This is a genomic window from Paraburkholderia kirstenboschensis, from assembly GCF_904848585.1.
In the GTDB taxonomy this organism is placed as follows: domain Bacteria; phylum Pseudomonadota; class Gammaproteobacteria; order Burkholderiales; family Burkholderiaceae; genus Paraburkholderia; species Paraburkholderia kirstenboschensis.
This window is the reverse complement of sequence record NZ_CAJHCR010000100.1, coordinates 1-539: the sequence shown is the minus strand read 5'-3', so window position 1 is coordinate 539 and position 539 is coordinate 1. Positions and strand designations below refer to the sequence as shown.

Here is a 539-nt window from a genome sequence, read left to right as displayed (position 1 = left end):
CGTGAGGGCATACCGGTTGAGGAAGAGGACGGTCGCGTACAGATTGTCACCGTAACGGTCGAGCCGCTGAGCAGCCGGCCCGGCGTCGAGCCGCTTTACCTCGTTTTATTCATCGATCAGGGGCCGGAACTGAGCCGCGAAGAAGCGTTGACTCGCGCTCATGCCGCGCACGATGGCACGGCCGTGCAGATGGAACGGGAACTCCATGAAACACGCGAGCGCCTGCAATCCGTGATCGAGGAGTATGAGACCGCGCTGGAGGAACTCAAGTCGTCGAACGAGGAACTCGTCTCAGTCAACGAGGAGATGCAGTCCACCAACGAAGAGCTGGAAGCTTCGAAGGAGGAACTGGTCTCGCTTAACGAGGAACTGCACACGGTCAACAGCGAACTGAACGGAAAGATCGAAGCGCTCGATCGCGCGAACAGCGACCTGCAGAATCTGTTCGAGAGCACGGCGGTCGCCACGGTGTTTCTGGACAGGCAACTGGTGATTCGCAGCTTCACGCCGGCGATGACGGAAGTATTCAATATCCGCCC

At 59.0% G+C, this 539-nt stretch carries 1 protein-coding gene; it reads left to right on the top strand.

Annotated features, from left to right (window positions below; genetic code table 11):
• A partial coding sequence (locus JMY24_RS38185) for a coiled-coil domain-containing protein (protein WP_201704149.1) occupies positions 1-539 on the top strand: 539 nt, incomplete at both ends.